Origin of the sequence: Pseudoalteromonas sp. UBA6610, assembly GCF_002433295.1 — a bacterium.
Classification (GTDB): domain Bacteria; phylum Pseudomonadota; class Gammaproteobacteria; order Enterobacterales; family Alteromonadaceae; genus Pseudoalteromonas; species Pseudoalteromonas atlantica.
In genome coordinates this window covers 1-21,640 of the sequence record NZ_DJHW01000131.1, presented here as the reverse complement: position 1 = coordinate 21,640, position 21,640 = coordinate 1, and the positions used below count along the sequence as shown (strand labels likewise).

23 protein-coding genes and 1 riboswitch are annotated in these 21,640 nt (G+C 42.8%); of the genes, 15 read left to right on the top strand and 8 right to left on the bottom strand.

Annotated elements, in window-relative coordinates:
• Positions 1 to 51 precede the first annotated feature (51 nt).
• A complete protein-coding gene (rsuA, locus tag B4F91_RS17045) occupies positions 52 to 750 on the bottom strand; it encodes a 16S rRNA pseudouridine(516) synthase RsuA (RefSeq protein ID WP_286937237.1) in 699 nt (232 codons plus the stop codon).
• A 59-nt stretch (positions 751 to 809) separates the two neighbouring features.
• On the opposite strand from rsuA, the gene zapE reads away from it, so the two are divergent.
• Entirely contained in the window at positions 810 to 1,919 is a 1,110-nt protein-coding gene (zapE, locus tag B4F91_RS17040; protein ID WP_286937236.1) for a cell division protein ZapE, read from the top strand.
• Positions 1,920 to 2,243: 324 nt separating this feature from the next.
• On the opposite strand, the gene galE is transcribed toward zapE, so the two are convergent.
• Positions 2,244 to 3,260, bottom strand: coding sequence for a UDP-glucose 4-epimerase GalE (galE, locus tag B4F91_RS17035; protein ID WP_288636094.1), 1,017 nt, complete (start codon positions 3,258 to 3,260; stop codon positions 2,244 to 2,246).
• 188 nt (positions 3,261 to 3,448) lie between these two features.
• On the opposite strand from galE, the gene B4F91_RS17030 reads away from it, so the two are divergent.
• Positions 3,449 to 3,940, top strand: a complete 492-nt coding sequence (locus B4F91_RS17030; RefSeq protein ID WP_096041145.1) for a DUF3016 domain-containing protein — start codon at positions 3,449 to 3,451, stop codon at positions 3,938 to 3,940.
• A gap of 589 nt (positions 3,941 to 4,529) precedes the next feature.
• Here B4F91_RS17030 and B4F91_RS17025 read toward each other — a convergent pair.
• A complete protein-coding gene (locus B4F91_RS17025) occupies positions 4,530 to 4,820 on the bottom strand; it encodes a hypothetical protein (protein WP_004587953.1) in 291 nt (96 codons plus the stop codon).
• 82 nt (positions 4,821 to 4,902) lie between these two features.
• On the opposite strand from B4F91_RS17025, the gene B4F91_RS17020 reads away from it, so the two are divergent.
• Positions 4,903 to 5,112, top strand: a complete 210-nt coding sequence (locus B4F91_RS17020; RefSeq protein WP_024031488.1) for a hypothetical protein — start codon at positions 4,903 to 4,905, stop codon at positions 5,110 to 5,112.
• Here B4F91_RS17020 and epmB read toward each other — a convergent pair.
• Positions 5,109 to 6,122, bottom strand: a complete 1,014-nt coding sequence (gene epmB / locus B4F91_RS17015; protein WP_029773264.1) for an EF-P beta-lysylation protein EpmB — start codon at positions 6,120 to 6,122, stop codon at positions 5,109 to 5,111. The genes B4F91_RS17020 and epmB overlap by 4 nt on opposite strands.
• A 41-nt stretch (positions 6,123 to 6,163) precedes the next feature.
• Here epmB and efp point away from each other — a divergent pair, with 41 nt between their 5' ends.
• Together efp and epmA are read left to right on the top strand one after the other, a co-directional pair.
• On the top strand, positions 6,164 to 6,730 hold the full coding sequence (gene efp, locus B4F91_RS17010; RefSeq protein WP_004587956.1) for an elongation factor P: 567 nt from the start codon (positions 6,164 to 6,166) through the stop codon (positions 6,728 to 6,730).
• Between the two features lie 55 nt (positions 6,731 to 6,785).
• Positions 6,786 to 7,760, top strand: coding sequence for an elongation factor P--(R)-beta-lysine ligase (gene epmA / locus B4F91_RS17005; RefSeq protein WP_286937569.1), 975 nt, complete (start codon positions 6,786 to 6,788; stop codon positions 7,758 to 7,760).
• A 180-nt stretch (positions 7,761 to 7,940) separates the two neighbouring features.
• Here the strand turns inward: epmA and B4F91_RS17000 are convergent, their stop codons facing one another.
• Positions 7,941 to 10,058 (bottom strand): TonB-dependent receptor, encoded by a 2,118-nt coding sequence (locus B4F91_RS17000; RefSeq protein ID WP_171038594.1) that lies wholly within the window; start codon positions 10,056 to 10,058, stop codon positions 7,941 to 7,943.
• An 83-nt stretch (positions 10,059 to 10,141) separates the two neighbouring features.
• Here B4F91_RS17000 and B4F91_RS16995 point away from each other — a divergent pair, with 83 nt between their 5' ends.
• The 8 genes from B4F91_RS16995 (at position 10,142) to B4F91_RS16960 (ending at position 17,889) form a co-directional block, all read left to right on the top strand.
• Entirely contained in the window at positions 10,142 to 10,546 is a 405-nt protein-coding gene (locus tag B4F91_RS16995; protein ID WP_286937573.1) for an acyl-CoA thioesterase, read from the top strand.
• A gap of 311 nt (positions 10,547 to 10,857) precedes the next feature.
• A complete protein-coding gene (locus B4F91_RS16990; RefSeq protein WP_004589048.1) occupies positions 10,858 to 11,256 on the top strand; it encodes an META domain-containing protein in 399 nt (132 codons plus the stop codon).
• A gap of 94 nt (positions 11,257 to 11,350) precedes the next feature.
• Positions 11,351 to 11,456: riboswitch (TPP riboswitch) on the top strand.
• A gap of 143 nt (positions 11,457 to 11,599) precedes the next feature.
• The gene (gene thiC, locus B4F91_RS16985; RefSeq protein ID WP_286937576.1) at positions 11,600 to 13,552 is read left to right on the top strand and encodes a phosphomethylpyrimidine synthase ThiC; all 1,953 of its coding nucleotides are present in this window, start codon (positions 11,600 to 11,602) and stop codon (positions 13,550 to 13,552) included.
• A 55-nt stretch (positions 13,553 to 13,607) separates the two neighbouring features.
• Positions 13,608 to 14,609, top strand: coding sequence for an FAD-dependent oxidoreductase (locus B4F91_RS16980; protein WP_286937578.1), 1,002 nt, complete (start codon positions 13,608 to 13,610; stop codon positions 14,607 to 14,609).
• A gap of 7 nt (positions 14,610 to 14,616) precedes the next feature.
• A complete protein-coding gene (thiS, locus tag B4F91_RS16975; protein ID WP_248463295.1) occupies positions 14,617 to 14,811 on the top strand; it encodes a sulfur carrier protein ThiS in 195 nt (64 codons plus the stop codon).
• 4 nt (positions 14,812 to 14,815) lie between these two features.
• Positions 14,816 to 15,607: a thiazole synthase gene (locus B4F91_RS16970; protein WP_004589052.1), complete on the top strand. Its 792-nt coding sequence runs from the start codon at positions 14,816 to 14,818 to the stop codon at positions 15,605 to 15,607.
• 13 nt (positions 15,608 to 15,620) lie between these two features.
• Positions 15,621 to 17,147 carry a thiamine phosphate synthase gene (gene thiE, locus B4F91_RS16965; protein WP_286937580.1) on the top strand — a complete coding sequence of 509 codons (1,527 nt, stop codon included), beginning with the start codon at positions 15,621 to 15,623 and terminating at the stop codon, positions 17,145 to 17,147.
• Positions 17,140 to 17,889 (top strand): HesA/MoeB/ThiF family protein, encoded by a 750-nt coding sequence (locus tag B4F91_RS16960; RefSeq protein ID WP_286937582.1) that lies wholly within the window; start codon positions 17,140 to 17,142, stop codon positions 17,887 to 17,889. The genes thiE and B4F91_RS16960 overlap by 8 nt, the downstream gene beginning before the upstream one ends.
• A gap of 265 nt (positions 17,890 to 18,154) precedes the next feature.
• Here the strand turns inward: B4F91_RS16960 and B4F91_RS16955 are convergent, their stop codons facing one another.
• A complete protein-coding gene (locus tag B4F91_RS16955; RefSeq protein ID WP_004589063.1) occupies positions 18,155 to 19,081 on the bottom strand; it encodes a manganese-dependent inorganic pyrophosphatase in 927 nt (308 codons plus the stop codon).
• A gap of 118 nt (positions 19,082 to 19,199) precedes the next feature.
• Here B4F91_RS16955 and B4F91_RS16950 point away from each other — a divergent pair, with 118 nt between their 5' ends.
• Both B4F91_RS16950 and mutM read left to right on the top strand, forming a co-directional pair.
• The gene (locus B4F91_RS16950; protein ID WP_286937583.1) at positions 19,200 to 19,715 is read left to right on the top strand and encodes a hypothetical protein; all 516 of its coding nucleotides are present in this window, start codon (positions 19,200 to 19,202) and stop codon (positions 19,713 to 19,715) included.
• Positions 19,715 to 20,524, top strand: a complete 810-nt coding sequence (gene mutM / locus B4F91_RS16945; protein ID WP_024033345.1) for a bifunctional DNA-formamidopyrimidine glycosylase/DNA-(apurinic or apyrimidinic site) lyase — start codon at positions 19,715 to 19,717, stop codon at positions 20,522 to 20,524. Before B4F91_RS16950 ends, mutM begins: the two co-directional genes overlap by 1 nt.
• Before the next feature lie 5 nt (positions 20,525 to 20,529).
• Here the strand turns inward: mutM and B4F91_RS16940 are convergent, their stop codons facing one another.
• Together B4F91_RS16940 and B4F91_RS16935 are read right to left on the bottom strand one after the other, a co-directional pair.
• Positions 20,530 to 21,030: a DUF3299 domain-containing protein gene (locus tag B4F91_RS16940; RefSeq protein WP_004589066.1), complete on the bottom strand. Its 501-nt coding sequence runs from the start codon at positions 21,028 to 21,030 to the stop codon at positions 20,530 to 20,532.
• A 13-nt stretch (positions 21,031 to 21,043) separates the two neighbouring features.
• The coding region (locus B4F91_RS16935; protein ID WP_288636087.1) for an ABC transporter permease at positions 21,044 to 21,640 on the bottom strand (597 nt) is incomplete at its 5' end.

Here is a 21,640-nt window from a genome sequence, read left to right as displayed (position 1 = left end):
TCTACTTTATCGGGGTCAGATCAGATAGCTGATAGCTGACCGCTGACCGCTCTATAGTTTTACCTCTCCCTCTTTTAACTCCCTATACTCTCCACTTGCTAAGTTTTCGTCCAGTATAATACTACCTATTTGCTCGCGGTGTAGCTCTACCACTTTGTTACCTACCGCGGCTAACATGCGTTTAACTTGGTGGTATTTACCTTCGCTGATTGATAAACGTAAGCTGTAGGTGGCAAGTGCTTCTGCTTTAGCTGGACGAGTGAGATCTTTTTCGTTGTGAAGTTGTACGCCGTCGCGTAGTTGCTCTAATGCTTCTTCGGTTATAGGCTCTTGAGTTTCTACTAAGTAGGTTTTTAATTTGTTGTGCTTTGGTGAGGTAATACGGTGCGACCAATCGCCATCGTTAGTAATAAGTACTAAGCCGGTGGTGTCTATATCAAGGCGACCTGCTACATGAAAGTCGGCCATATTTGGCTCATCGAGCAAATCAAATACGGTGGGGTGTAGTTCATCTACATTGGCACACACGTAGCCTACAGGTTTGTGTAGCATGAAGTAGCGTTTGCCTAAAAATACCATAGGCTCACCAGCAAATGTTACTTCATCTTGCTGGGTTACTTGAAAATCGAACGCGCTAACAACTTCCCCATTTACTTGCACTTCTTGGCGTTTAATACCCGCGCGAGCTTTTGAGCGTGGTAGCTCGGCTAGGTGGCTAATAAATTTATCTAAGCGGCAAGGGAATTTCATTTTGGTTCACATTTTTAGTCGGCTACAATGGCGGCGATTATAGCCGATAGTGAAACCCCATGTCAGTAAACTGCCCACAAATTTTAAGGCTTTACCAAGCAAAAATAGATGCGGGTGAACTGTGTGTTGATAGCGCTCAGCAAAATGCGGTAAATGCGTTAAATAACCTGAGTATACAGTTACACACAAAAACACCTTGGTGGAAAAAAGTGCCGTTAATTAAAGGGGTTTATTTGCATGGGCCGGTGGGACGGGGTAAATCCATGCTAATGGATTTATTTTATAAAAATTTACCCACTGAGCGTAAGCAGCGGCTGCATTTCCATCACTTTATGGCGCAAATACACACGCAACTTGCCCAGCTGCAAGGTCATAAAAACCCTCTCACGTTAATTGCTAAACAATGGGCGAAAGATATAAAAGTGCTGTGTTTTGATGAGTTTTTTGTTAGCGACATTGGCGATGCAATGATTATGGCAAGGTTATTTAATGCCTTGTTTGATAGTGGGGTAGTGCTGGTGGCAACTTCTAACGCAAAACCTGAGCAGCTTTATCGCAATGGCCTACAGCGCGCGCGGTTTTTACCCACAATCGATTTAATTAACCGTTATTGCCATGTTATTAGTGTTGAAGGGCAGGATGACCATCGCTTTAGGTATGGTAAAAATAGCCGCCACTATTTTATTAATTTACCTATAAGCGAGTTTAAAAAGCAGTTTTTATCTCAGTATCCACAAGCAAAGGAAAATCAAATTTTACAGGTACACTCCCGCAGCTTACCGTGTTTATTAACCGCAGATAATGCAATAATGATCGATTTTATGGCGCTTTGCTCAGGAGCGCGTAGCGCTTACGATTATATGTTTTTAGCCAAGCAGTTTGATATTTTATATATAGAAAATGTGCCAAAAATGGGTGTAGGCGCAACAGGTAAAGTAATAGTGCATGGTATTGAAGACAGTTATCAACGCGAAAAACAAACCCTAAATGAGCATTATTTAGATGACGAAGCGCGGCGCTTTATTGCATTGGTGGACGAGTTTTACGATTGCCACAAGTTATTAGTTATTAACGCCCACGCGCACGTTGAGTATTTGTATCAGGGGGAAAAGTTAAGCTTTGAATATGCGCGAACGCAGTCGCGTATTGTCGAAATGCAAAATTGGTAATTAGCGCTGACGCTTAGTTTATTTATAGGTGCTTTGCTTGCGCGTTGGTATAAAAATACTGGTATTTCAACTTTGTGCGTGAGCAAGCTTCACGCCTACGACTGAAATAACACAGGTGCAGTGGGTGTTGTAGGCGCGCAGCTTGCTGGCGATTAAAAGCAGCGCTTTTACGTTGTGTTAAACCCCTTTGATAAAGCTATGAGAAGCTTCGCTTCTACGTGAGCAAGCTCTACGTCTCCATTAAAAAATTAGCGCGGTAGTAAATTTATTTATAGGTGATTTGCCTGCTTGTGAAACAGGCAAAATCTATAAAGTTTTTTTAACTTAGCTTTTATAACCATTAGGGTTATTTGACTGCCAACGCCATGTGTCTTCCATCATGGCATCTATTCCACGCACCGCTTCCCAGCCTAGCTCATTAAGTGCTTTTTCTGGCGCGGCGTAACATGCAGCAATATCGCCAGGGCGACGAGGCGATACTTGATAAGGAACGTCTTGGCCGCTGGCTTTTATAAAGGCGTTAACCATTTGCAGTACAGAGTAACCATTGCCTGTGCCAAGGTTATATACAAGTGCGCCGGTATTGTTGGCAATTTTATCAAGCGCTTTTAAGTGCCCCATCGCTAAATCTACAACGTGAATATAGTCGCGCACACCTGTGCCATCAACGGTGTCGTAGTCATCACCAAATACAGCAAGTTGCTTTAACTTACCTACTGCAACTTGGGCAATAAAAGGCAGTAAGTTATTAGGAATACCATTTGGATCTTCGCCAATTAAGCCTGACTCATGTGCGCCCACTGGGTTAAAGTAGCGTAAAATAGCAAATGCAAAACGCTCATCTGATTTAGCAATATCTTGCAGCATCATCTCAACCATCAGTTTTGATGTGCCGTACGGGTTAGTTGTGCCACCTACCGGGAAGTCTTCTTTAATTGGTAAGCTTGCAGGGTCGCCGTAAACTGTGGCTGATGAGCTAAATACTAATTTAAATACGCCTGCATCACGCATGGCATCTACAAGTGTAAGCGTACCTTGTACGTTTGTTTGATAGTACTCAACAGGTTTAGCTACCGACTCACCCACTGACTTTAAGCCAGCAAAATGAATAACGCTCTCTATGGTGTGCCTTGTAAAAATGGCATCTAAAAAGCCTTTATCAAGAATGTCGCCTTGGTAAAACGTGGCTTCTTTGCCTGTGATTTGCTTTACGCGTGCAAGCGACTCTTTTGATGCGTTACTTAAATTATCAACAACAACAACTTCGCTGCCTTGCTGTAAAAGTTCTAAAACGGTGTGTGAGCCTATGTAGCCTGCGCCGCCTGTTACTAAAATTGCCATGAATGCTCCGTGGATACCTTTTTTCAATTATCTTAATTTCATCATATATTCTTACTATTTACATGCTTTATTTTAAAAGCGTATTAAAATAGGTTAATTAAGTAATGGTTAATAAACTAGTGTTAAACTTGTATGGTCTATTACTGGGCTCAGTCTAAATAATTAGTACTGCCCCTTTGGAGAATGCTATGAATTCAGTTAAAACAATCGCTATGGCAATGTGTATTACATTACCTGCATTTGCACACGCTGGAGAATCTGTAGTTAAGTGGCAAGATTTTAAAGACTACCGCGATGTGCGCGCTTCTAGCCAGGGTAAAGCGTCGTACCACAAACAAATTGCTACTCAGTTCGAAAAACATTTTTCTAAACTTGCCGAGCAATTGCCAAAAGACTACAAGCTAAATTTAGAAATAACCGATATCGATTTAGCAGGGGACGTACGCTATGGCGGTATGGATGAAATACGCGTAGTAAAACCTATTTATTTTCCGCGCATTAAGCTCAATTACTCGCTAAGCGATAATAAAGGGAGTGTAGTGAGTGAAGAGGACGATGTAGAGCTTAAAGACATGGGCTTTATGGATAAAATTAAAATGGGTCGCGACGAGCCGTTTTTTTATGAAAAACGCTTAATAACCGAATGGTTTGGCGAGCAAATTTTAGCAAATTTAGATTAGGTAGTATTGCGTGAGTAGGCTTCACTGCTTAGATTGAAATCACAGAGGTGTTAAGTACCACCTGGTAGATGCGCAGCTTGCTGGCGTTTAAAAGCAGTGGTTATTATTATATTTTAAAACCATGAGAAGCTTCAGTTCTAACGTGAGCAAGCGCTACGTCTACAGCCCAAACAAGCTCCGTGGTTAAATTTATTGTAGGCGCATTGCTTGCTGGTGCATTTGGAATTTATGCTGCGTATATTTATTAATGCAAAATATCCGACGCGAGGTAAACTCGCTGCTACTAGCTCTGCACTCCACTTTTTCAAGAAATTAAAAAATTAATCCACAAAAAGATTAAGAGACGCTGTGCTTTAGAGGAAAAGATAAGCTTAAAATAAGTATTTGTCTTGTTTTCTCATTTATTCCTCTTTCACTTCTCTTTGTGCAAAATATTAAGTTATTTATTCACTGAAAGGTTAAGAGGCGGGTCGCTTTAGAGGCGGAACATTATGTTTATATTTTGCGTGAGCAAGCTTCACGCCTACTAATAAAAAGCATCGTGTTAATTGCAAACGCGGTGCTTAATATTTATTCTTGCTTACCGCTATTACTTAAACGTAGCGAGCAGGGTAAGTAACTGTTGTAGCTTAATAACCGTTGTTTTAAGCTTTTCTTCATCAAAACCATCTGTGCTTAAGCTTTCTACATCGGCTGCTACATCAAGTACGTATGGCTTAAAGCGTTTAGCTTCAAAACTAAATCCGGCATCGGCTGGGAACAAGGCTTTAAATTTACCGTGGCCTTGTTGCTGTAGTTCATCTAGTTTTTTGTCGGCATCAAGTGCTTGGCGATAAACAATTTTTAAGTTAGCGTTGAGTTGTTCAATTATAGAATCCATGGTTTTCCTAAAGCTTTGTACTGCATTGCCGATATAGTACTTGGAATACATTTAAATGTCAGGTTGATTAAGGCTTATAACGATGAATATATCAGGTGGAAATCTACCCGCTATGTCTAGCTCTGGCCAAGGTGGTGAAGTATATACCGCTGCTTTGTCTAAAAAGCAGCAATTAGCAGATGGCGCAGCAGCACTTGCACTAATTGAAGGTGCTGCCCAGCCAACAAGTGCGCAATCACCGGCTCAGTCGGTCACTGCAACACTGGGTAACAATGTAAATATATACGTTTAAACTAACTTAAGGTCGATAGGTGTTTTGCTTTTTTGACCGCCTATTTCTCTTACTAATTTAGGCACTAAAAATCCAGGCAGAGCTTTTAATAGTTCTGCCATTATTTTTATTGCCTGTGGCTCTTCTATATCAAAGTGGCTTGCGCCTTCAACCTTATCTAGCAAATATAAATAGTATGGCAGTACGTCGGCATCAAATAACGCCTCACTTAAATTTATTTGTGCCTCAACGGTGTCGTTCACCTCTTTTAAAATAACCGCCTGGTTTAATAACGTTACGCCTGCTTGCTTTAGCTTTTGCATGGCGGCTTTAAACTCGTCGTCTATTTCGTTGGCATGATTTATATGGTTAATAAATATAATTTTTAGCGGTGATTGCTTTAGCCTCGCGCATAGCTCATCGGTAATACGCGCAGGTATAACAACAGGCAAACGGCTGTGTATTCGCATGCGTTTAATTTGAGGTAACTGTTCAAGCTCATCTAAAAACCAGCTAATGGCATCGTCTTTGGCCATAAGTGGGTCGCCACCACTTAAAATCACTTCGTTTATGTTGGCATCTGATTTTATATAGCTCAGCGCATCAAGCAGGCTTTTTTTATTAAGCTGGTTTTCTTGATACGGGAAGTGGCGTCTAAAGCAGTAACGGCAATTTACTGCACAGCCAGTTTTAAACATAATTAAAACACGGGATTTATATTTATGTAAAAGCCCTGGCTGTTCGTTGTCTTGCTCAAGCAGAGGGTCTTTATTAAAACCTGTTTTGGTTAAAAACTCTTGATGGCGTGGCATAACTTGTAGCAATAAGGGGTCGTTTGCATCGCCCTTGCGTATTTTTTTTATAAAAGGGACTGGCACGCGTACCGGAAATAAACTGCGGGCTTTTAGGTCGTTTTCATGGGCTTGGCTCGATAAACCGACCATTTCAAGCAAGGTTTTTGGGCAGGTAACTACATTTGCTAATTCTTTTTGCCAGTTTTTATGCAAATTTGCTTCATTTCTTTGTATCATTGGCACGTAGATTACTCGAAAAAAATTAAATAGAGGAAACGATGGCGAATTATAGCACCAACGAGTTCAAGGGCGGCCTAAAAATTATGATGGACGGCGAACCTTGCAGTATTTTAGAAAATGAAATGGTAAAACCTGGTAAAGGCCAAGCGTTTAACCGTGTTCGTATCCGCAAACTTATCTCTGGTAAGGTGCTTGAAAAAACCTTTAAATCGGGTGAATCAGTTGAAGGCGCCGATGTAATGGATACCGACTTAGCGTACCTATACACAGACGGTGAGTTTTGGCATTTCATGAACAACGAAACATTTGAACAAATTGCCGCTGACGAAAAAGCACTTGGCGATGCCGTTAAATGGTTAGTTGAAAACGATGTATGTACTATTACATTATGGAACGGTAGCCCAATCGCGGTTACTCCACCTAACTTTGTTGAGCTTGAGATCACTGAAACTGATCCTGGCCTTAAAGGCGATACAGCGGGCACAGGCGGTAAACCTGCAACGCTTAGCACTGGTGCAGTAGTACGTGTTCCATTATTCGTACAAATTGGTGAAGTAATTAAAGTAGACACCCGTAGCGGTGAATACGTAGGCCGTGTTAAGTAAGCTTGAGTACGGTTTATAAAATCCCGGCTTAAGCTGGGATTTTTTTGGAGAAAATATGTCAGCAACACCTTGGGCACCTAGTGCAAGCATAAACACCCTTAAGCAACGTGCAGCCATACTGAGAACCATTCGTGAGTTTTTTTATACGCGTAATGTAATGGAAGTAGAAACACCGAGCTTAAGCAGTGCCAGTGTAACCGATGTGCATTTAGCAAGTTTTAATACACAGTTTGTAGGCCCAGGCCACGCGGGTGGCTTGCCACTTTATTTACAAACATCGCCTGAATTTGCAATGAAGCGTTTGCTAGCAGCAGGCTCAGGGCCCATATTTCAGCTTTGTAAGGCATTTAGAAACGAAGAAGCGGGACGCCATCATAACCCCGAATTTACCATGCTTGAGTGGTATCGCCCTGGGTTTGATGAGTTTGCATTAATGGATGAAATGGATGAGCTAATGCAGCTCATTTTAAATGTAGAGCCTGCAGAGCGACTGACTTACCAACAAGCATTTGAGCAAGTGTTAGCGCTTGACCCATTAACAGCTACGCTTAGGCAATTGCAAACACTTGCCAGCGATCACGGCTTTGCCGATATAGCCGAAAACGAAAGCAATAAAGATACCTTGCTGCAACTGTTATTTTGTATGAAAGTAGAGCCAACTATTGGGCAAACTAAACCGTGTTTTGTGTATCACTTTCCGGCGTCGCAAGCGGCACTGGCACAAATTTGTGAGCATGATAACCGCGTAGCAGGGCGCTTTGAGCTTTATTATAAAAATATGGAATTAGCGAACGGCTTTAATGAGCTAACTAATGCTAAAGAGCAGGCAAAACGCTTTGATGAAGATAACGCTTATCGCGCCGCCAATGGGTTAAACCACGTGCCTATGGATACCCGCTTAATCGCCGCTCTTGAGCACGGCTTACCGCAATGTGCAGGCGTTGCTATGGGTATAGACAGGTTAGTTATGCTAGCCACCGCTAAAGATACAATAAAAGAAGTCATCGCGTTTGATGTAGATAGGGCGTGATGCTTGTCCTGTAGGCGCCTTGCTTGCTGGCGCGTTAATATAAAATCTATTTACGCTTTTGCTTTTTTGCGTGAGCAAGCTTCACGCCTACCAATAAAAAAGCACCGCGTTTATTGTAAACGCGGTGCTTAATATTTATTTTTTCTAACAGCTAACAGCTAACAGCTAACAGCTTAAAGCTTACAGCTCTAACGTAAACGTTATACCCGCTACTCTTGGCTCACCTAATTGCACGTAGGTGTGTGTAGCGTAACCATCAAGTGGGTCGTTACCAAACTCAAAGCCGCGGGTTGGTACTTCTTCGTCAAATACGTTACGTGCCCATGCGCGCACTGCCCACATGTCGGCTTCGTAGCCTAAACTTAGGTTTACTAAATTGCTGCTGGGTGCTTTTGAATTATGGCTATCTGAGAAGTAGTAATCGTCCTTACCTTCAACACCAATCATACCGTACAGCTCATTAGTAAAGTTGTAACGTGCGCTAAATGCGTATTGATATTTAGGTGATTGCGCTTGCTCACGACCGTCTTGATTTAAGCCTGATTGCGTTACAAAGTCGTCAATTTCTGTGTTTAAGTAACCCGCACTACCTGTTAAGAATAAATCTTCGGTAAGTTGGTAACTACCTTCAACTTCTAGCCCGTAGTTGCTACCAGAGCTTGCGTTATCAACGTAGCCTGTAAATTGCTGACCTTCTACTTGCCATGCTTTTAGCTGTATGTTGTCGCGGTGCATATAAAATGCTGCTAAACGCAGGGTAAATTTATCATCAAGCGATGAACCCTTAACGCCAAACTCGCCGCTCCAAAGGTATTCTGGGTCAAAGCTTGTATGCTGCTGGAAAAAATCAGCATCTAGGTTTAAGCCTTCATCTTTAGCTTTGGCTAATGCTTCTGAATTAATACCGCCAGCTTTATAACCACGGGTAATGCTGGTGTAGATCATAGTACGATCAATCACTTGGTATTCAAGTGCTATTTTACCGCCTACCATTACGTCGTCAGTCTCTTCAATAAAGCCGTTGCTGTCGGTGTAATCACCTTGGTATTGCTCTACACGTAAACCGGTAATGAGCGTGGTTTTAGGGCCGATAGGTGTGGCTACTTGGCCGTAAACAGCTACGTTACTCGTTTCGTAGGTTGATGCAAATGGACTTGCAAGCCAAGTGTATTCGCGCTCTAAATCTACGTCGCGGTTTTGATAGTAAACACCGGCAACCCAGTTACCTGTTTTAGAATTAAACTGTAAATTAGCCGATTGATCATCGCGATCACGCGTGTATACATCGGTTGAGCTATAACCCCAAGGGTGTAGGCCAGCTGCACATAATTGTGGCTCGCTTGCATCGTTACATACCCAGTCTTCATCAAAGCTGTAAAGTAGCTCTGTATCAATGGCTGAAAGGTTTAAGCTTACATCAAAGGCATCAAAACCTGTGTAGGTATTATTAATACCAATGGCGTAGCTTTGTTGATTATCTTGGCCAGGCTCGTCGGCTACACTATTACGGCTGTTATCAAGCGTGAACGCATCGTAACCGTTGTTTATATCTATGTAGTGCAGGTTTAACTCTGTGTTTAAATGCTCAGTAAGTTGGCTGTTTAATTTAAAGCGGGCTACTTGCTCATCTTGTTGTTGAGTTTCGTCGTTTAAATATAGGTTATCTACGTAGCCATCTGATTTTCTGCGAAAGTAGCTTACGCGGGCACTTGTGTCGTCGGTTAAGCCGGTACTTGCTGCAAGGCCTGCTTCGCGCGAGTTATAAGTACCCATACCCACTTGTAATTTTAAGCTCGGATCGGCAGTTGCCTGAGCTGATTCCATTTGGATCATACCGGCCATGCCGTCTGCACCAAAGCGAGTGCCTTGTGGGCCGCGGTAAATTTCTACCTGGTCTATATCAAATAATAATGAGCTGCCACCTAAACCCGAGTAGTTAATGCCGTCAATAACTAAGCCAACCGATGGGTTAATTGGATCTACAAATTGTGAACGAAGTCCCACTCCACGAATTTGAATATAACGACCACGAGAGGCACCAGATGTAAAGTTTACGTTGGCTGTACTACCTAGCATTTCGTCTAAGTAACTTGCACCACGTTGATTAATTTCATCTTTGCTAAATAGGCTAGCGCTAGCGCTTAATGTTTGAATGCTTTCACGTTGAAAGTCGCCTGTAACAACAATTCGTTCTAGGTCGCTGTCATCAGCGTTTGCTATAAGTGGTGTACTAATTAGCGGTAATAACGCCGCAGTAATTAAAGACAAACGTAAGTTCATTAGGTTACTTAACTCCATTTTGGGGACTCGTATGGTAGCAATTATTTTAATACTTGTGTTATAACGCAGCGATTATACGTTAAATAATCAGGATTACTAATATGACCTTTAAAGTTGATTTTAAAGTGCGCCATTACGAATGTGACCTACAAGGAATTGTAAATAACAGTGTGTACTTTAATTATTTAGAGCATGCTCGCCATGAGTTTTTATTTGCAAATGGGGTTGATTTTGCACTACTAGCAAAGCAAAAAGTTAATTTAGTGGTGATACGCAGTGAGGTTGATTATAAACATTCGCTTGTACCAGATGATGAATTTTATATAGCAGTTGAACCTGAACGTATAAGCCGTATAAAGTTTGCGTTTAAGCAAACCTTAGTGCGTAAACACGACAACAAAGTAATGCTACAAGCCAAGGTTATAGGCACCTCGGTTAATGAAAAAAGCCGCCCTTTTTTACCTCCCGAAATAGATAATTTATTTAAAAATTACACCCAGTATTAGCGGGTATAATTTTTAGGGGCTGTGACCTTTGGGATTAAATTTAACCTAGTTTGTTTTAAAGCAGCGCCTAGGCAGTGGGATTGTTTATCGTAAATAGCGGGTAGCGTAGGTGCTGTTATCGAGCCTACTAAGTTACAAATAAAGCAAAGCGATTAAAGCGCCCATAATGTGAACACGTTTTAATCTGCAAAGTTCAACACTCTCTAAACTATCATAGAACAAAAATTTACATTTAAAACATGCATTTTTAACGGATAAACCGCATAAAAATTGTTACTATTACGGTAATTAAATATTTAGTTAGAAATAGCATGAAATTAGCAGCACTACCGATGCTTTTAATCGGTTTATGTATTGGTTGTACAGCCACAGGGACGGTGACCACTGAGCAGCTAAAGTACACACAATGGCAACTATCAAAGGTTGATGGTTTAGCTGTGCCGGCTTCTTACAGTGCATCAATGAGCTTTATTGAAGCGTTGCAAGTAAACGGGTTTGCAGGATGTAATAAGTTTTTTGGTGAAGGCGAGCTTAAAGACAGCAGTATTAGCGTTAATAAACTTGGCATGACGCGTAAGTCGTGCGGAGCAGACGTTGATGAGCTAGAGCAGCAGTTTTTACAAGCGCTACGAGAAGGTGCAACGCTTACCATGCAAGGCTCACAGTTAGTTATGCAGGGCGATCAAACTTTTTTATTTATTGCAAAGTAGTGGCATGAGTATTTAAAACTGCCCCTTGCAGGCAATTTTTAACTGGCGTACACTCAACGCTGATTTGATCAAAATAGCAAATCAACGAACATAATTTTACTTGTCGGAGTGCCTTAAATAATTAAGGCTGAGATCGCGAAAGCGGGATCCGTGAACCTGATCAGGTTAAAACCTGCGTAGGGAACAAGCTGCCTAAAGTGGGACGCTTGTGCGTCTTTTTTTATGCGCACAACAAAATAACTAGCCATTTTAGGCCGCAAAGCAGCGTAACCACTGCTTTACGATCTTTCTCTATTCCTTATGGAATATCTGACAAGACAACCCTTTAGCAATGAGGTAAGTCATGTCAAACACTACAAATAAGTCTACACGTCGAGAAACGCGCGCTGCTGCGTCAGATTACATTTATAATTTAACGGGTCAGCCATTTCCAAGCTCACAAAAAGTGTATGTTGAGGGCAGCCAAAGTGGTGTACGCGTGGGTATGCGCGAAATTACATTAAGCGATACGTTTATTGGTGGCGATGAGCAAAACCCTGTGTATGAGCCAAACGATCCACTGCGTGTTTACGATACATCAGGCCCGTATACCGACCCTAACTTTGAGCTAGACGTACGTAAGGGATTACCTAAATTTCGTGAGCAGTGGATAAAAGAGCGCAACGACACCGAAGTGCTCGACTCAGTCACTTCGCAATTTGCTCAGCAACGTATGGCCGATGACGGCCTTGATCATATTCGCTTTGATCATTTACCTAAAATTCGCCGTGGTAAAGCGGGCAAAAACGTGACGCAAATGCATTATGCTCGCCAAGGCATTATTACCCCTGAAATGGAATACGTAGCCATACGCGAAAACATGGGTCGTGCACAAATTAGAGAAGAGCTACTAGCAGCACAGCATAAAGGCGAGTCGTTTGGGGCGAGTATTCCCGATTTTATTACCCCTGAATTTGTACGCGACGAAATAGCCCGCGGTCGCGCTATTTTACCAAATAATATTAACCACCCCGAAACCGAGCCCATGATAGTTGGCCGTCACTTTTTAGTTAAAGTTAACGCGAATATTGGTAATTCATCGGTAAGCTCATCAATCGAAGAAGAAGTAGAAAAAATGGTGTGGTCTACCCGCTGGGGTGCCGATACCGTAATGGATTTATCAACTGGGCGTTACATTCACGAAACCCGTGAATGGGTAGTACGCAACTCGCCTGTGCCCATTGGCACGGTACCAATTTATCAGGCGCTAGAAAAAGTAAACGGAGTGGCCGAGGATTTAACGTGGGAGATATTTCGCGATACGTTAATTGAACAAGCCGAGCAGGGCGTTGATTACTTTACTATTCATGCCGGCGTATTACTGCGTTACGTGCCAATGACGGCAAAGCGTGTAACCGGTATTGTATCGCGGGGTGGCTCAATTATGGCTAAGTGGTGTTTAGCGCACCATAAAGAAAACTTTTTATATACGCACTTTGAAGATATTTGCGAAATTTTAAAACAATACGATGTGTGTTTTTCGCTCGGAGATGGCCTTCGTCCAGGTTCGATTGCCGATGCCAACGACGAAGCGCAATTTAGTGAGCTACGTACGTTAGGGGAGCTTACAAAAATTGCGTGGAAACACGATGTACAAGTATTTATTGAAGGCCCAGGCCATGTGCCAATGCATATGATTAAAGCCAATATGGATGAGCAATTAGAGCATTGCGGCGAAGCGCCTTTTTACACATTAGGCCCATTAACGACCGATATAGCACCAGGGTACGACCATATAACATCGGGTATAGGCGCTGCACAAATAGCGTGGTACGGCTGTGCCATGCTGTGTTATGTAACACCAAAAGAGCATTTAGGTTTGCCCAATAAAGAAGATGTAAAAGAGGGCCTAATTACCTACAAAATTGCAGCACATGCGGCCGACTTAGCCAAAGGCCACCCCGGCGCGCAAGAGCGCGATAATGCATTATCAAAAGCGCGCTTTGAATTTAGATGGCACGACCAATTTAACATTGGTTTAGACCCAGAACGTGCCCGTGAATATCACGACGAAACCCTACCGCAAGAGTCTGGCAAAGTAGCGCACTTTTGCTCTATGTGCGGCCCTAAATTTTGCTCAATGAAAATTACCCAAGAGGTACGCGATTACGCCAAAGATCTCGAATCACGCGGAATCGATCCTAACAATGTTGGTGATGCAATTGAGATCAAAATGGTTGATGTAGAAGCGCAAATGAAAGCGAAATCGGAAGAGTTTAAACAAACGGGCTCAGAAATTTACCACAAAGCAATATAAGCCAGTAACAGGTTAGCGGCTTACAGTTGCTAGCCTGTTATTAAAAGGAGGTTTTATGTTTTACAACATTGCTGTTGTGGGGTTTGGTTTAGCTGGGCGCTTAGCTGCCCTCGAGCTTAGTAAGTCGCATCATGTAACCGTGTTTGAAGCCAGTGACGAACACACACAAAATAGTGCCGGTAAAGTGGCTGCGGCAATGCTTGCTCCGCTTGCTGAGTCGGTATTGTGTGAAACAGATTTAGCCATCATGGGGCTAAATTCTCTCAAGCGCTGGCCAGAGATAGTGAGCGAGCTTGAAGGCGAGGTTTTTTATCAGCAAAAAGGCACGCTGGTCGTGGCGCACCAGCAAGATAAAGGTGACTTACAAAGCTTTAGTCAGCGTATTAAGCCTATAGCAGGGCACAGCGCGCAGGCGTTAAATGCTCAGCAAATAACACAGTTAGAGCCCGAATTAGCTAATCGTTTTAACCAAGGTATGTTTTTACCCTGCGAAGGGCAAATAGATAACCAGGCCTTTTATAAAGCAAGCTTTACCATGCTTAATAAACGTAAGGTTAAGTTTGTTTTTAACCAACGCGTTAGCATCCAAAACGGCGAGGTGAATAACCGCGCGTTTGATTACATTATTGACTGTCGTGGCTTAGGTGCTAAAGGCGATAACCCCCTTAGAGGCGTACGCGGTGAAGTGGCTAGATTACATGCACCTGAGGTTAATTTAACGCGGCCTGTGCGTTTAATGCACCCGCGCTACCCAATTTATATAGCGCCAAAACCTAATAATGAGTATGTAATTGGTGCAACTGAAATAGAGTCTGATGATAGCGGCCCTGCAACGGTGCGCTCTACGCTTGAACTACTTTCGGCGGCCTACACTGTGCACAGCGGGTTTGCCGAAGCGCGGCTGTTAAATATTCAAAGCGGGTTACGCCCCGCATTTAGCGATAACCGCCCTGCGGTTTTAAAAACAGGTAACGTAATTAGCATTAATGGCTTATATCGTCATGGCTATATGTTAGGGCCCACCTTAGTGGCTGATGCGTTATCTCAAATAGGGTGAGTAATAAATGACTATAACAATTAATGGTGAGCTGCTAACTATTAAAAGCGCAATGCTTGTTGATGTGTTACAAAATTTTGGTGCAAAGCCTCCATTCGCGGTGGCACTAAATGGCGAATTTATTCCACAAAGTTTGCATGCCAGCACTGCAATTAACGAAGGGGATAGCATTGAATTGTTATCGCCTATTCAAGGTGGGTAGCATTATGCAAGGTAACGATTGCTTAACTATTTATGGCGAGCAGCTAAATAGCCGTTTATTAATAGGCTCGGCGCTTTACCCCTCTCCAGCGGTGATGGAAGAGTCTATAAAAGCCTCTGGCGCGCAAATAGTAACGGTGTCATTAAGGCGCCAGCAAAGCGCTGCCGCAGGGGATGACTTTTGGCAGCTTATAAAAAACACTGGCCTTAAAATACTGCCTAATACCGCAGGGTGCCACAGTGTAAAAGAAGCCGTAACACTTGCTAAAATGTGCCGTGAAGTATTTGCAACCGATTGGATTAAGCTTGAACTAATAGGTGATGATTACAACTTACAACCCGACCCATTCGCATTGTTAGAAGCCACAAAAATATTAATTGATGATGGCTTTAAAGTATTACCCTACTGCACCGATGATTTAGTGCTTTGCCAGCGTTTAAACGAGCTAGGGTGTGAGGTGCTTATGCCTTGGGGCGCGCCTATTGGCACCGGTAAGGGGCTTTTAAATAGTTATAATTTAAAAACAATTCGTGAGCGCTTACCAAACACAACATTAATTGTAGATGCAGGGCTTGGTTTGCCTTCGCATGCCTGCCAAGCGCTTGAATTAGGGTATGATGCGGTATTATTAAATTCAGCGATAGCAGGGGCTGGCTGCCCAATTACGATGAGCCGTGCATTTAAAGCCGCGGTAGAGGCAGGGCGCTTTGCGTATAATGCCAAAGCAATGCCTGAAAAAGACTTAGCAGCCCCCTCAACCCCTACAATGGGTATGCCGTTTTGGCATCAGCAGTAAGGAAATAAAGAGTATGAATAATTTAGTGTGGACAATTGCAGGCTCAGACTCAGGTGGTGGCGCAGGCATTCAAGCCGATATAAAAGCAATGCAAAGTTTTGGCGTGCATGGTTGTACTGCAATTACCGCGCTTACGGCGCAAAATAGCTTAGGTGTAGAGGCCATTAACGCGGTATCTACCGATATTATTGAATCGCAATTACTCGCACTCGAAAGCGATATGAAAGCCAAAGTAATTAAAATTGGCATGCTGGCTAATGTGCAGCAAATTCAATTAATAAGCGAGCATATAGCGCATTATAAAGCTAAATGGCCTGTACCGCCTGTGATTGTTTACGACCCCGTTGCAATTGCTTCAAGTGGTGACGTATTAACAGAGGAAGATACCGTAAGTGCCATTAAAGAGTGCTTAATGCCGCTGGTGGACGTAATAACACCTAACACGCACGAAACGCAATTGCTAACAGGGGTGTATTTAATTGGCCCAAGCGCCGTGAAAGACGCTGCTAAAAAGTTATTAAGCTGGGGCGCAAAAGCGGTTGTTATTAAAGGCGGGCACTGGGATTACCCAACAGGTTATTGTATAGATTACTGCACACAAAACGGCGAAGAGTACTGGCTTGGTAATAAAAAAATTCAAAGCCCTCATAGTCATGGTACAGGTTGTAGCATGGCCTCGGTTATTGCCGCGTGTTTAGCAAAAGACTACCCCCTAAAAGATGCTTTTATTTTAGCTAAAGCTTATATAAATCAGGGCTTAAAGCAGTCGGTTAGATACGGAGAAGGAATAGGCCCTGTTGCACATACTGCTTTTCCTACACAGTTAGATGACTACCCGCAAGTAATTGAGCCTGGCAGTTGGCTTGGTGATGAGCTTGATTTTGATGTGCCGCTGGAATTTAATATGGCGGCTGATTTTGCACCTTGTGAGAGCAAAAAGTTGGGCCTATATGCTGTGGTCGATAGCCTAGATTGGCTAGATAAATGTTTGCAGCAAGGTATTACTACTGCGCAACTTCGCGTTAAAAATAAAACTGACCTTGAGCTTGATGAGTTAATTAAGCAGGCCGTAGAGCTGGGTAAAAAGTACCGCGCTCACGTATTTATAAACGACTATTGGCAGTTGGCAATAAAGCACGGTGCCTACGGCGTACACTTAGGCCAAGAAGATTTAGAAACCGCTAATTTAGCAGCGATTAGAGAAGCAGGTTTAAGGCTTGGGCTTTCTACCCACGGTTTTTACGAAATGTTACGTGCGCACAACTACCGACCAAGTTATATGGCATTTGGTGCTATTTACCCAACCACAACCAAAGATATGAGCGGCCAGATTCAAGGTCTCGATAAACTTAAAAAGTGTGTGCCATTAATGCAAAACTACCCAACAGTTGCCATTGGCGGCATAGATTTAACCCGCGCAAGCGAGGTTGCAAATACAGGAGTAGGCAGTGTTGCGGTTGTACGAGCGATTAGTGAAGCGGATGATTATATTGCAGCAATTAGTGCGCTAAAAAGTGCTATAAACCAGCCTAATGAATAAGCTTAGTGATAAAGAAACCCTGCGTTATAGTCGCCACTTATTATTAAAAGAAGTGGGGTTAGAAGGGCAGTTAGCACTTAAAGCAGCCACCGTTGCAGTAGTGGGAGCTGGCGGGCTAGGTAGCCCTGCACTTTTGTATTTAGCCGCGGCAGGTATTGGTACACTTATTTTAATAGATGATGATGCGGTTGAGCTTTCTAACTTGCAGCGCCAAGTGCTTTATAAAGTTAATCACTTAGGGCAAAACAAGGTCACCGCTGCTGGCAAAGTATTAACAAGCCTTAATAATCAAATAGAAATAGTGATGCATTGTAAAAAGCTCGATGATAACAACGCAGGGGAGCTTTTAAAAAATGCCGACATAGTACTTGATTGCTCTGATAATTTTGCAGCACGTTACAGTGTTAACCGTTATTGCTTTACTCATAAGTTGCCTTTAATTGCAGGTGCCGCGATTGCAAGTCGTGGGCAACTTATGGGCTTTGATTTTAGGCAAAACAATAGCCCATGTTATGGCTGTGTTTTTGCAAAAAGTGACGCCGCACCCGCTGTAAATTGTAGTAATGCAGGTGTAATAAGCCCACTGTTAGGAATTATAGGCTCTATGCAGGCACAGCTTACGCTTAATATGCTGCTAGGGCATGTTGAAGGTAGTGCGTTTATCAGCTTTGATGCGCTGAGCTTAAAGCAACAGCATTTTAAAATGATTAAAGATATAAACTGTAAAGAGTGCAGTGAATAAAGTATGAGGTAATTTGCGGGGCTAAACTCGGGGTTAAGCCATGAGAAGCTGCGCCTCTAACGTAAGCAAGCTCTACGTCTACAGCTAAAATTAGCATCGTGATTAAATTCATTTATAGGCGCCTTGCTGCTGGCGCGTTGATATAAAATCTATTTGCGCATTTTATTTTTTTCGCGAGCAAGCTTCACGCCTACCAATAAAAAAGCACCGCAATTGTCACAAATGCGGTGCTTAATAATGTATGTTTGATTGCTGAGTATACAGCTTACAGCTTGGCAAACACGTCTTGTAGTGGTGGCACTACTTGCTTTTTACGGCTTAATACGCCATCTAGCCATACTTTATCTTCGCTCGGCTTTTCACCGTAAGCTTGCTCTACAAGGTTTGCATCATCTGAAGCGATCAGCATTTGTGAGCCTTCTTTCATGATGTCGGTAAGCAGCAAAAATACTGAGTGGCGGTTGCCTTCAATTTTTAGCTTAGCAATATCGGCTTCTAAGTCTGCTTTAATTTCGTCAAACACTGCAAGGTCAATAACCTCTAGCTGGCCAATGCCCACTAGGTGACCGTTCATGTTGAAGTCTTTAAAGTCACGCATTACTAAGTCACGCACAGGGGTGTCTTCAACAGCTGACTTAACACGGAACATGTCCATGCCTAGTTCTTTAAAGTCTTCAATGCCGGCAATTTCTGCTAGTGCTTCTACACACTTAATATCAGCCGTTGTACAGGTCGGCGATTTAAAAATAACGGTATCGCTTAAAATTGCACATAGCATGATGCCAGCAATATCTTTAGGGATTTCTACGTTGTAGAAGTCATACATCATTTTAATAATGGTATTTGAACAGCCTACCGGACGGATCCAACACTCAAGCGGTGTAGATGACGTTAAATCGCCTAGTTTATGGTGATCGACTACGCCAACAACACGTGCTTGGTCGATATCATCAGGTGCTTGTGTTTTTTCTGTGTGGTCAACAATATATACATCTTCGCCAGCGTAGCTTAATTTAAGCTCAGGTGCTTCGAAGCCAAATTTATCTAGGATAAATTGAGTTTCTGGTGACACTTCACCAAGGCGTGTTGGAATTGCTGGCTCATCGATTTGGTTTTTTAAATAAGCAAGTGCAATTGCACCACAAATTGAATCTGAATCTGGGATTTTATGGCCCACTACATACATAGACATTGACGGAACTCCTTTAAATTTGCCGATATTCTACCAAAGTCTGTGGCCTTTAACATATAGACAGTGCAATTAAGTTTTAGTTACACTTTAAAATCTTGAATTTACTGGGTGTATAAATATGCGACTGGGCCGCAAAGGTTGGAACAACGTTATTATTTTTTCGATGTTGATTATGATCTTCTTTTTAAATGGCTGGCATAAGCAGTTTTTAGGGGGCGAAGACGAGCCTACATTACAACCGGTACTGCCATTACAAAGTTTTGTGTTAACACTGAGCTTTGTTGATCAGAAAATTGAACGTATTGGTACAAGTTGGCGTACAACCGCATTAAAAGAAAATACGCCCGTGAGGTGGGATGCGTCACAGCAGCAATTAGCTGAGCTAATTAACCATTGGCAAACGGCTGCGTTGATGCAGGTAAATGAGTCTGTTGTATTTAATCCAAACTCACCATTGTACGTGGCCACCTTTGAGTTGGCTGGTGAGCGCTTACCTTGGGTTTATTTACTGTACAAGGGTAACGGTAAGTATTATTTGTTGGAAAAAAATAGCCAGCGCGTGATGGGGCTTGATTTAGCGACTTCAAAGCAGTTATTTCCAAGTGTTGATTTTTCAAAAAGTGAGTTGCATTAATGCCTGAATTACCAGAGGTAGAAGTAAGTAGACTGGGGATCACCCCGCATGTAGAAAACCAGGTGGTGACGAAGGTAAATATTTATAATGCCAGCATGCGATGGCCTGTGCCCGATGATGTTTATCAGTTAGAAGGGTTGAAGGTAGAGCGAATTGAGCGCCGTGCAAAGTATTTATTGCTGCACTGCGAATTAGGGAGTGCTATTTTACATTTGGGAATGTCGGGTAATTTGCGCGTTGTAGATAAACGCGAGCCGCTTAAAAAGCATGATCATGTTGAGTTTGTTCTTAGTAATGACAAGGCGCTGCGATTAAACGACCCTCGCCGGTTTGGTTGCTGTTTATGGCAAGCACCAGGGGATGTTCATAAGTTACTCTCAAAACTTGGCCCTGAGCCGCTTACGGATGATTTTTTTGCAAAGCGTGTATACGAGCAATCGCGAAATAAAAAAGTCCCCGTGAAGCAATTTATTATGGATAACGCGGTGGTGGTGGGCGTAGGTAATATTTATGCCAATGAGTCGTTATTTAAGGCGGGAATACACCCAAAACGCGAAGCAGGCAAAGTATCGTTAAAGCGATATCAAACCCTGATCCCTATTATTAAAGACACTCTAGCAGCGGCAATAACACAAGGCGGTACAACCCTTAAAGACTTTGCCCAAAGTGATGGCAAACCAGGTTATTTTGCACAGCAGTTGTTAGTGTACGGGCGAAAAGGAGAGGCGTGCGTAACGTGTAAAACGCCACTTGAAGAAATTAGGCTAGGGCAGCGCAGTACGGTGTTTTGTAAGCACTGCCAAAAATAGCCGTGTTATAGCTCAAACGGTGCCACACCGACGGCTTTCATTTTATAGCCCACTTGGGCTATTTCACCAGACCAGGTTTCGGTACTGATAACGCCGGTAACAACAATCGCATCATACAGGCTCTCAATGGGTACGCCGCCTTTTACTGTTACATGAACGATTTGATTTGGCGGCGGGGGCGGTACGTGAATACACGCGCCAAAGTATGGCACAAGCAAAAACTCAGTAATGACTTCACTGTCGCCCTCAAGTGGGACAACAAACCCCGGTAAGCTCACTGATTGGCCATTTAATGCTTCAACCACAGGAGCATCTAGCTCTGGTTGCACCCAGTTTTGTTCACTGCCTTCGTGGTTAGCCTGTGCTTGGGTATCTATTTGTACATGCCCTTGTGGGATTAAGTCTTCCCAAAAAATTTCTTTCGGCGGGTTTGCACTACTGACAAAGCTAATAAGTAGGCAGCTTACTAGCGTGCAGTAATAAAGCGCGGATTTAAAAAGTATCATGAAATTCCTAAAGTTAAGTTTTTATACTCATACCATCGCTAAGCGAATAAAAGTAAGCGCGGGTAGCTGGTATTAAGCCAATTATAAACCCAGCGGCCATAATAACGCCTATTAAAGTGAGTTCATAGTAAGAGAGCATGGCAATATTAACGCTTATGCCTGCATGGCTTTGCAAATAGCTGCTACTGATAAGCATAACGCCATAATACAAACCACAGCCAACTAGGCAGCCTAATAACGTTGTAAATAACGACTCCATGCTTATTAGTGTAAATAGCTGCCATGGCCGCGCGCCGACTGAGCGCAATATAGCAAGTTCTCTTCGGCGTTGATTTAAATTGGCCAGTAGTGTGGTCAACATGCCCAATAAACTGACTAATATAACAACGCCTGAAAACAGTAAGAGTACTTTTTCGACAATGGCGAGCATTTGCCACAGCTCTTTTAGAGTAACTGTGGGCATAATGGCCAGAAGTGGCTCTTTTTTGTATTGGTTGATATTACGCCTAATTTGCAATGTGTATAAAGGCGAGTCGAATCCCATTAAAAACGCAGTAATTTGACTTGGCTCACCGATTAGGTTGTTATGCTCATCGTGCTCATCGTGCTC

Excerpts from the sequence above, each read along its gene's own strand:
- B4F91_RS16995 (WP_286937573.1), top strand. The coding sequence starts at position 10,142 with ATGACCTTTAAAGTTGATTTTAAAGTGCGCCATTACGAATGTGACCTA.
- B4F91_RS16955 (WP_004589063.1), bottom strand. The coding sequence starts at position 19,081 with ATGTCTATGTATGTAGTGGGCCATAAAATCCCAGATTCAGATTCAATT.
- thiE (WP_286937580.1), top strand. The coding sequence starts at position 15,621 with ATGAATAATTTAGTGTGGACAATTGCAGGCTCAGACTCAGGTGGTGGC.
- B4F91_RS16960 (WP_286937582.1), top strand. The coding sequence starts at position 17,140 with ATGAATAAGCTTAGTGATAAAGAAACCCTGCGTTATAGTCGCCACTTA.
- thiS (WP_248463295.1), top strand. The coding sequence starts at position 14,617 with ATGACTATAACAATTAATGGTGAGCTGCTAACTATTAAAAGCGCAATG.
- B4F91_RS17030 (WP_096041145.1), top strand. The coding sequence starts at position 3,449 with ATGAATTCAGTTAAAACAATCGCTATGGCAATGTGTATTACATTACCT.
- mutM (WP_024033345.1), top strand. The coding sequence starts at position 19,715 with ATGCCTGAATTACCAGAGGTAGAAGTAAGTAGACTGGGGATCACCCCG.
- B4F91_RS16990 (WP_004589048.1), top strand. The coding sequence starts at position 10,858 with ATGAAATTAGCAGCACTACCGATGCTTTTAATCGGTTTATGTATTGGT.
- B4F91_RS16970 (WP_004589052.1), top strand. The coding sequence starts at position 14,816 with ATGCAAGGTAACGATTGCTTAACTATTTATGGCGAGCAGCTAAATAGC.
- epmB (WP_029773264.1), bottom strand. The coding sequence starts at position 6,122 with ATGATACAAAGAAATGAAGCAAATTTGCATAAAAACTGGCAAAAAGAA.
- galE (WP_288636094.1), bottom strand. The coding sequence starts at position 3,260 with ATGGCAATTTTAGTAACAGGCGGCGCAGGCTACATAGGCTCACACACC.
- zapE (WP_286937236.1), top strand. The coding sequence starts at position 810 with ATGTCAGTAAACTGCCCACAAATTTTAAGGCTTTACCAAGCAAAAATA.
- B4F91_RS16980 (WP_286937578.1), top strand. The coding sequence starts at position 13,608 with ATGTTTTACAACATTGCTGTTGTGGGGTTTGGTTTAGCTGGGCGCTTA.
- B4F91_RS17025 (WP_004587953.1), bottom strand. The coding sequence starts at position 4,820 with ATGGATTCTATAATTGAACAACTCAACGCTAACTTAAAAATTGTTTAT.
- B4F91_RS17000 (WP_171038594.1), bottom strand. The coding sequence starts at position 10,058 with ATGGAGTTAAGTAACCTAATGAACTTACGTTTGTCTTTAATTACTGCG.
- B4F91_RS16940 (WP_004589066.1), bottom strand. The coding sequence starts at position 21,030 with ATGATACTTTTTAAATCCGCGCTTTATTACTGCACGCTAGTAAGCTGC.
- epmA (WP_286937569.1), top strand. The coding sequence starts at position 6,786 with ATGTCAGCAACACCTTGGGCACCTAGTGCAAGCATAAACACCCTTAAG.
- thiC (WP_286937576.1), top strand. The coding sequence starts at position 11,600 with ATGTCAAACACTACAAATAAGTCTACACGTCGAGAAACGCGCGCTGCT.
- B4F91_RS16950 (WP_286937583.1), top strand. The coding sequence starts at position 19,200 with ATGCGACTGGGCCGCAAAGGTTGGAACAACGTTATTATTTTTTCGATG.
- B4F91_RS17020 (WP_024031488.1), top strand. The coding sequence starts at position 4,903 with ATGAATATATCAGGTGGAAATCTACCCGCTATGTCTAGCTCTGGCCAA.
- rsuA (WP_286937237.1), bottom strand. The coding sequence starts at position 750 with ATGAAATTCCCTTGCCGCTTAGATAAATTTATTAGCCACCTAGCCGAG.
- efp (WP_004587956.1), top strand. The coding sequence starts at position 6,164 with ATGGCGAATTATAGCACCAACGAGTTCAAGGGCGGCCTAAAAATTATG.